This is a genomic window from Robinsoniella sp. RHS, from assembly GCF_001029355.1.
GTDB classification, from domain to species: Bacteria; Bacillota; Clostridia; order Lachnospirales; family Lachnospiraceae; genus Robinsoniella; species Robinsoniella peoriensis.
The window spans coordinates 1-8,499 of sequence record NZ_JNGB01000127.1; the positions used below are offsets into that span (position 1 = coordinate 1).

The 8,499-nt window shown below is 43.1% G+C and carries 4 protein-coding genes; all 4 read left to right on the plus strand.

The annotated features are described in order from the left end of the window. Nucleotides 1-5,217, plus strand: a 5,217-nt coding sequence (locus RHS_RS25095; protein WP_047834720.1) for a glycoside hydrolase N-terminal domain-containing protein, incomplete at its 5' end; no start/stop codon positions are given. 221 nt (nucleotides 5,218-5,438) lie between these two features. Then, nucleotides 5,439-6,794 (plus strand): extracellular solute-binding protein, encoded by a 1,356-nt coding sequence (locus RHS_RS25100; RefSeq protein WP_047834721.1) that lies wholly within the window; start codon nucleotides 5,439-5,441, stop codon nucleotides 6,792-6,794. 73 nt (nucleotides 6,795-6,867) lie between these two features. After that, nucleotides 6,868-7,749: a carbohydrate ABC transporter permease gene (locus tag RHS_RS25105; RefSeq protein ID WP_047834722.1), complete on the plus strand. Its 882-nt coding sequence runs from the start codon at nucleotides 6,868-6,870 to the stop codon at nucleotides 7,747-7,749. Nucleotides 7,750-7,763: 14 nt separating this feature from the next. Continuing rightward, on the plus strand, nucleotides 7,764-8,499 hold a 736-nt coding region (locus tag RHS_RS25110), incomplete at its 3' end, for an ABC transporter permease subunit (RefSeq protein ID WP_047834723.1).

The window sequence follows — 8,499 nt, forward strand, 5'->3', positions numbered from 1 at the left end:
TTATCGGAAGGCGGGGAAGGCAGCTACGGCAATTCTCCGGAAGAACGTTTGCTGGGGTATCAGAGTGTGCGCCAGAAATTAGTGGATGCTTATCGGGAAGGAATCTCCGATGAAGAACGATTAGCGATCTTTAAGACCATTGAAGAAGAGACGAAGAGAATCTGGAGCGCCCCATGTGCAGCTCAGAGTACATTTCTGCCACTGGGAAGAATGGTGTTGAATTTCCCGGAACTCACCAGCGGTACCGATAGCTATAATAGAAGCCTGGATATGGACGGTGCTACTTCAGACATTGAATTTAAGAAAGGTAGTGTGACTTATACCAGGCAGTCTTTTATCAGTAATCCTGCAAACGTTATGGCTGTAAAAATAGCCAATGATGGCGGTGAGAAAATGAAAATGGACGTAGGGCTTGAGTTACCCAATGAAATGGCAGGGAAGGCAGCCCTGAATCAGGTGACGCTGGACGAAGAGACAAATGAAGTAATCATGACTGGACGTGCACCAATTGTAAAGGATGGCGAACAGGTTACCTGGTATGAGGACCGGGGTGTGACTTTTGAGGCAAGGGTAAAGGTACTGCCTGTAAATGGAAAAGTGACAGTCTCCGGAAATAAATTGCAGGTGACGGATGCGGATGAAATTATTCTGCTCTACACATGTGAGACTAGTTTTAAAGACTTTAAAACAGATCCTTCCAACAGCGGAATAGATGTTGCAGGCAATGTGAGAACAACTCTGGATAGTGCAGTAGAAAAAGGATACAATAAACTATTGCGGGAACATCAGGAAGATTTTCGATCATTATTCCGCCGTCTGTGGATAGATATGGATGGGGAATCGATAACAGCTGAAGATGGTACGATGATTTCACCATTTGATTATGCCCGCCATTATCAGTATGGACGTTACATAGCATTAAGCTGTGAAAGACAGAATTCACAGGCACCACAGAATCTGTTAGGTCTGTGGAATGCGAGCTGGTGGCCGCCTAACCAGTCAGCTTATTACTTAAATGAAAATGTACAAAAGATGCAGGTAATTAAAGGATCAGGAAATTTAGCAGAAACTTCGGATGCCCTGTATAAGCTCATTGCTACCTTTGCAGATGAGAAAACTGGAGGTAAGACAGCACAGGAAAGCTATGGCGCGCCGGAAGGGTCGTGGGTAGTTGCCCATTCCTCAGATATCTGGGGGAAGACCGGAATGTGGGGAGATGAAATCGAATACGGCAGCTGGACATCAGGTGGAATCTGGGCACTGGATACACTGTATGATAAATACGATTTTACTCAGGACATTCAGTTATTGGAGAAATACTATCCATTAATGGAAGGTGCAGCACGTTTTGCGTTGAGCAATTTGGTGGAGGCAGATGGGGTAAATGGTGAGCTGAAAGGTTACCTGATGGTTGCCCCGGCTGGATCACCGGAACACTGGTATAAGCTGCCGGGAGGCGGAAAATCGGCTTTTGATATAAGCACTGCTGCGGATGTGCAGATTTATAACAACCTCTTCAATATGCTGGAAAGTGGTGCAAAAGAGTTAGAGGCAGCAGGAATCGGATATGATCAGGCATTCCTTGGGGAAGTTCTGGAGGCCAGGGAAAAACTGGTTCCACTGGAACTTTTTATAGACCAGGATACGGGACGGCTTCGCGAATTCTATAACGAGTATCCGGTAGGAGATGAGGGGCACAGACATGTTTCCCAGCTGTTGGGAACATTTATGAATCATTCTGATATCAATGAGACAGACACGCCTGAATTATATTATGCATCTCAGTCAGAAGCACAGCGGAATTTCTCAATCGGAGGCGGAGGCCATCCGGACAGAGCAACCATGGCGTTACGTCTTGGAGATCCGCAGCTGGCATTTTCCAAAATACCCCATGGAGTTGCGGGAACAACTTATAAGCAGGGCGACTGGAGATACTGGTGCCCAATTGGTAATTCAGTAGCAGAAGCAATATTAGACAGTCGGTTCGAGGGACTGAATCTAATGGAAAATATCCCCGAGCAATGGTCCAGCGGTAAAATAAGAGGCATTTGCGGCAGGGGCGGATACCAGTTAAGCATGGAGTGGAAAGATGGAGAACTAGTAAATTGTACAGTTGATTCCACTACCGGAAAAACCCCCCGTGTATTCTATAAGGGAGAAGGAGTAAAACTATCTGAAGATGCAAGATTTACTGTGAATCGTGCAGAAGTCAGTCTGGAAGAGTTAAAAGCGGAGGCGCAGGAAAAACTCACTGGAAAATATACAGAAGAGAGCAAACAGAACCTTCGTGCTGCGTTAGAAGGCGGCAGTTATGAAGAGATTTCCCGTGGACTGCTTGCCATGGATCCGGTAGGACGCCCTGTACATGATGATGTCCAGGTCAAGGCAGAGGATGACAAGGTAGTATTAACCAAGACCGGGGAAACTGTTCAGCTTACAACAAATGCAGATGAAGATGTTGCTGTCCGGTGGACCATAGAATCCATGATTCCGGGGCAGGAAACCGATAAGATTGCCAAGGTGGACTCCAATGGATTAGTAACAGCAACAGGGGGAGGAAAAGTAAAAGTCACCGCGACTTTGCTGGATGGATCAAGGGCAACAGGATCAATTGAGTTACTGCTTAAACTGCCCACAATCAAAACGTTTGACGACCGTGATTCTGGTATTATCTATGACGGGGATTCCTGGGAAGAGTGGAATGAAGGGAAGCATTTCAATGGAACTATTACCAACTGTTACAATGCCGGAGAAAAGGCAACTTTTACATTTAACGGTACGGGAGTTGAATTCGTCACATCTACCGGGGGACATTTGGGAAGTTTTAGTGTAACCTTAGACGGTCAGGTGGTAGAAAAAGAGATCAGTGTAAATGCGGAAAACGGTGTTGCCCAGTACGTTGGCTATTCTAATATGGATCTGACGGACAAAGAGCATACCATTGTTATCACTTCTCTTGGAGGCAGTGGCAAAGGACGTATAGACGTGGATGCTTTTAATGTCCGCACCAACAGCATACAGGAACCGGAGAGTGTCGTTCTGGATCAGTCTGTGATCCGGTTAACGGCTGGAGCTTCGGCAGAACTTCATGCATCCGTACTTCCGGAGGACGCACTGGTAATCTATAACTGGTCCTCATTGGATGAAACTATTGCATTCGTAAAAGACGGCAAAGTGTCTGCACGCAAGGTGGGAACAACAACAGTAAGCGTATATCCGGAAGGATATTCCGATATGAAGGCGGAATGTACGGTTATCGTTACTGCAGACAAGGATGCATTAAGTAAGTTATCAGAAGAAGCAATAGAAATAACGGCAGATCATTATACCCAGCAGAGTTATCAGAATTTGCAGGTGGAAATAGAAAAAGCGGATGGCATTATTAACGATGATACCGCAGGGCAGGATGTGGTGGATGCACAGACAGAGGCACTGAAAAAAGCAATAGAAGATCTGGTAAAACTTGCAAGCCAGGGAGAAAAGGATGCTTTAAAAGCAGCAGTCTTAGGAGCAAAATCTTATCAGCCTGATCGTTATACCCAGGAGAGTTATGAAGTACTGCAGGAGGTAATTAAAGCTGCGGAAACAGTATTAAATAACTCAGATGCATCCTGGCAGGAAGTCTCAGACCAGATTGGAAAACTGGTACAGGCAGTTGCAGGGCTGGAGGATATAAGATCTGATAAAGGAAATCTAGCGGAACTTTATGAATCTGTCAAAAATATGGACTTAACTGTTTATACAATAGAAAGTGCAGAAGAATTTGTATCTGCCCTGACACAGACAGAAGAAATTCTGGGTAAAGAAAATGCATCTAAAAAAGAGGTGGCAGAGGCAGAAGCCAGGCTTATAAAGGCTTTGGCTGGTCTGGAGAAGATGCCGTCAGATGAAGAAACAGATTATACTCTTGCGGAAGTGGTTTATGATGCTTATGCAGGATTAGACATGGAGGTATACACTGAAGAAAGTGCACAGGCATTTGTAACTGCGCTGGAAGCGGTCAATGACATCCTAACATCTCAAAATGCAATTCAGGAACAGGTTGATGCTGCGGTATCCAATCTCATATCAGCGGCTGCAGGATTGCAGTACGCCATAGAGAAACCTGACTTAAAGTATCAGCTGTCTGCTTTTTATGAATCGGTCATCGGCATGGATCTGGGTGTTTATACAGCGGAAAGTGCTGCATACTTAAATGAAGCGTTGGGAAAAGCAAAGGAAATTCTGGATACGGCAGATTATGTGGATAAAATTGAAATTGCAAAGGCAGAGGCAGATCTGTTAAAGGCTTTTGCTCAGCTTGAAAAGATTCCGGCTGAATCAAAACCGGATGATTCCACCCTCCATATGTTAGTTGAAGCATATAACAGGCTGGACACTGGAAAATATACTCCGGAGACTGCAGCTAAATTTAAGAATGCTTTGGCTGAGGCTGAGCGTTTAATAGGAAATCCTGATGTATCTCAGCAGGATATTGTCAGTGCGGCAGCAGAGCTTGTCAATGCGGCAGCTAATCTGGTGGAAAAACCACAGGTTCCGGAATTGAAAGCGGATACCAGTATGCTGAAGATTCTCAGCCAGGCATATTCCGGACTGGATCTAACGGTATACACTGATATTAGTGCAGGGAAGCTGAAACAGGCATTACAATCAGCAGCACTCCTTTTACAAAATTCAAATGCAGTGCAGTCAGAAGTAGACCGCGCAGCATCACAATTGGTAGCTGCCGCTTCTGCCCTGGAGTTAAAGCCGTCGGTACCGCAGAAACCGTCTGCCCCGGTTCTGGGAAAAGGTGAAACTATAATGTACAAAGGGCTTAAATACAAAGTGACAAATGAAGTGAAAGGAAAAGCGACGGTATCTGTGATTGGCACAGCCAGGAAGTCATATAAGAGTATTACTATACCATCTTCCGTTACCTTAAAAGGTGTGAAATGCAAAGTGACAGAAATAGGTGCGAAAGCATTTTATAAGATGAGATCCCTTAAAAAAGTAACCATTGGTTCTTCTGTAGAACGTATTGGTAAGCGGTCTTTCTATGGAGATAGGAAGTTAAAGGATATTACTATTAAGTCAAAACGTCTAAAAAAAGTTTACAATGAGGCGTTTAAGGGGATTTACAAGAAAGCGGAAATAGATGTTCCGTCTTCTAAATTAAATTATTATCAGAAACTGTTCAAAAACAAGGGGCAGAGTAAGGATGTAAAAATAAAATAATTGAGATGCTAAGCTATACGGCATTCCCCAGAGTGTGCAGCTGACATTTAGAGCCATATAGACACAGCACACTAAATATGCCGAAGGAAGGTTTTTCTTCGGCATATTTAAGTAAACAAGGACAAAAATCTTAACATTTGGGGTAAATTGTAGCATATATAACCAAATATTTTTTGTGTATAATGATTTTAACAAACAAAAATAACAAGGAGGGTTTTGAGATGAAAAGAAAAACAACAACGCTTATTATGAGTGCAATTTTGGCGGCGGCAATGGCAGCCGGGTGCGGCAACGCGGGAGAGACTGCAGGCAGCACAGGTTCACAATCAGAGACAACAGCCGGAAGTACAGAAAGCCAGGCAAAGGGAGAAAGCGGCGCAGAAGAAACGGTACTTACTTTCATGGCGGTAGGCGGCTCTAATGAGCAGGCGTTTACAGATGTAATTAAGGCAGCAGCGGATAAGTTTAATGCCAAAAATGAATTTAATGCCAAGATTAATTTAGAGTGGTACGAAAATGAACAGTATAAGACAAAGCTGGCAACCCTGATGACGCAAAACGATGTGACGGATATTTTCTTTACCTGGGAAGCGGGCTATATGAAGGACTATGTGGAAAGTGAAAAGGTTTACTCATTAAGTGATGCTTTAAAAGCTGATCCTGAATGGATGGAACGCTTTAATGACGGAGCTTTCGATGCGGTTACATATAATGATAAGATTTACGCAGTTCCCATGGGCCAGGCAATTATTCCTATTTATTATAATACGGAGATCTTTGCCCAGAACAATCTGGAGGTTCCAAAGACATGGGATGAATTTGTAAATGTGATATCAACGCTGAAAGGTGCCGGTGTAGTTCCGCTATCCATGGCATGTCAGGACGCATGGGTTCCGGCTCAGTTTATGCTGGAATTATCAGGCGGAGTTGCAGGAAAAGAGCTGTTTGAAGATATTGTGAATGGCAAGACTACGTGGGATGATCCCCGCTATGTGGAGACCGGAAAAGTATTTCAGGAGTTGGTTAGCTTAGGGGCCTTCCCGGAGAGCTTTTTAGGACTGGCATACGATGAGGGAAGAACGCTCTTCACCAGCGAAAAAGCGGCGATGTATTCTATGGGAACCTGGGATACGTCAGCAGTGATTGAAGGCATGGGCGGATCGGACAAAATTGGCGTATTTATGATGCCCGCAAAGAACCCTGACTATAACGATGTTCACATTGCCAGCGTGGAAAAATTATTTGCCATCAGTGAAAAATGTGAAAATAAAGAAGCTGCTTTGGGATTTATCAAGATGTTGTCAGATCCTGAAATCCAGGAGAAATATGTAGTGGATTGCGGCGCGTTATCAGCAACCAATACCAAGATCGATACCTCTAAAGTAGATCCTGTTACAGCTAAAATAATGGAACTTCAGGGACAGGTTAAAAAGGCATTAACTCCAATGGACAGACAGTTTGGCGCAAATGTAGGCGGAGAGTTTAATAATATCTCCCTTGCTATTGCAGGAGGAAAAGATCCTCAGGAACAGTTTGCGGCATTACAGAATTATGCAGAGCAAGAAGCAGATCAGTAATAAATGACGGGAGGGGATAACTGCAGGAGTGTACTTCTGCAAGGCTCTCTTCTCTATCAAAAGGAGCGATAGAATGGATAAAATTCTTAGTAAGAAAAAATATATTGCGTTTTTTGTAGGCCCGGCATTTGTGGTTTATCTGTTCTTTGGACTGATACCGATACTCTATAATTTATACATAAGTTTGTTTAAGACAAATTTGCTGGGTGACTCCACATTTGTTGGACTAAAAAATTATATCCGGCTTTTCCAGGATCAGTTTTTCCTACAGGCAGTCGTAAATAATCTGAAGTTTGTAGCGGGTTCTTATATAGCACATATGGTACTTGCCCTGTTATTGTCAAATATTCTGTTCCAGAAAGTAAAGGGGTCAAAACTGTTTCAAAGCATTTATTTTATGCCTTCCGTAATCTGCGGTACTGCAATCGGTATGTTATGGACCTTTGTCTATCATCCGGATTTTGGTTTAGTAAACAGCTTTTTAAAAGCAATCGGTCTGGACTCCCTTACCCATATCTGGCTGGCTGATGAGAAGACTGTTATACCGGCACTGATTGTAGTAACCATGTGGCAGTTTGTTGGTTATCATATGGTGATTCAGCTGGCTGGCATGAAAAATATTGATTCTTCCCTGTATGAGGCAGCATCCATTGACGGAGCCAGCAAGTGGCAGCAGTTTACGAAAATTACATTTCCTCTTATGAAACCAATATTAAAAATAGATTCCGTCCTGATTGTTACCGGATCACTGAAGCTTTACGACCTGATCGCAGTTACCACATCAGGAGGACCAAACCATGCAAGTGAGGTAATATCAACCTATATGTTTACCCAAGGGTTTAATGCATTGAAATTCGGATACTCCAGTTCTATTGCAACGGCATTGTTACTTCTTTGTATTGGAGCGACAGTAATCATCAATTTTGTATTCCGCACAAAGAAAATCGACTATTGATTGGAGAAGGGAACATGAATAAACATAGACAAAGAATATTATCTATACTAAAATATACTATATTAATATTATTTCTGATAGCATGTCTGTATCCGCTGCTGTGGTTGATCATTAACTCATTTAAGACACAGGATGAGCTGTTTCTAAACACCTGGGGACTTCCTCAGGTATGGACGCTTGAAAACTATAAACACGCAGTCATAGACGGGAAAATCGGGATTTATTTTGGAAACTCGATTTTGGTAAGTGTGATCTCCGTACTGGGTACGATTGTTCTGTCAGTTATGGCATCTTATGGTGTGACGAGATTACGCTGGAAATTATCAAATCTTACGCTGGGAATTTTCCTGCTGGGGCTTATGATACCGGCTTATGGTTCCGTTATTCCGTTATACAGTATTTTTAATAAAGCGGGAATCCTTAATACTTATATAGCAGTTATCATCCCCCATATTACATTTGCACTGCCTACTGCTATTTTTATATTATCGGGATTTTTTATTGCGGTACCCAGGGAACTGGAGGAAGCAGCGATAATAGACGGGTGCAGCTTAATACAGGCTTTTCGAAAAGTGGTAACGCCTGTTGTGGTACCGGGAATTGTAACCATTACAGTCATTTCTTTTATCAATATCTGGAACGACCTGCTGTTTTCTCAGATATTTCTTACGGATAAGGCAAAAATGCCGTTGCCAATCGGTCTGACTGAGTTTAAAGGAATCTATGCTACAGACTATGTTGGGATGATTG

Excerpts from the sequence above, each read along its gene's own strand:
- RHS_RS25100 (WP_047834721.1), top strand. The coding sequence starts at position 5,439 with ATGAAAAGAAAAACAACAACGCTTATTATGAGTGCAATTTTGGCGGCG.
- RHS_RS25105 (WP_047834722.1), top strand. The coding sequence starts at position 6,868 with ATGGATAAAATTCTTAGTAAGAAAAAATATATTGCGTTTTTTGTAGGC.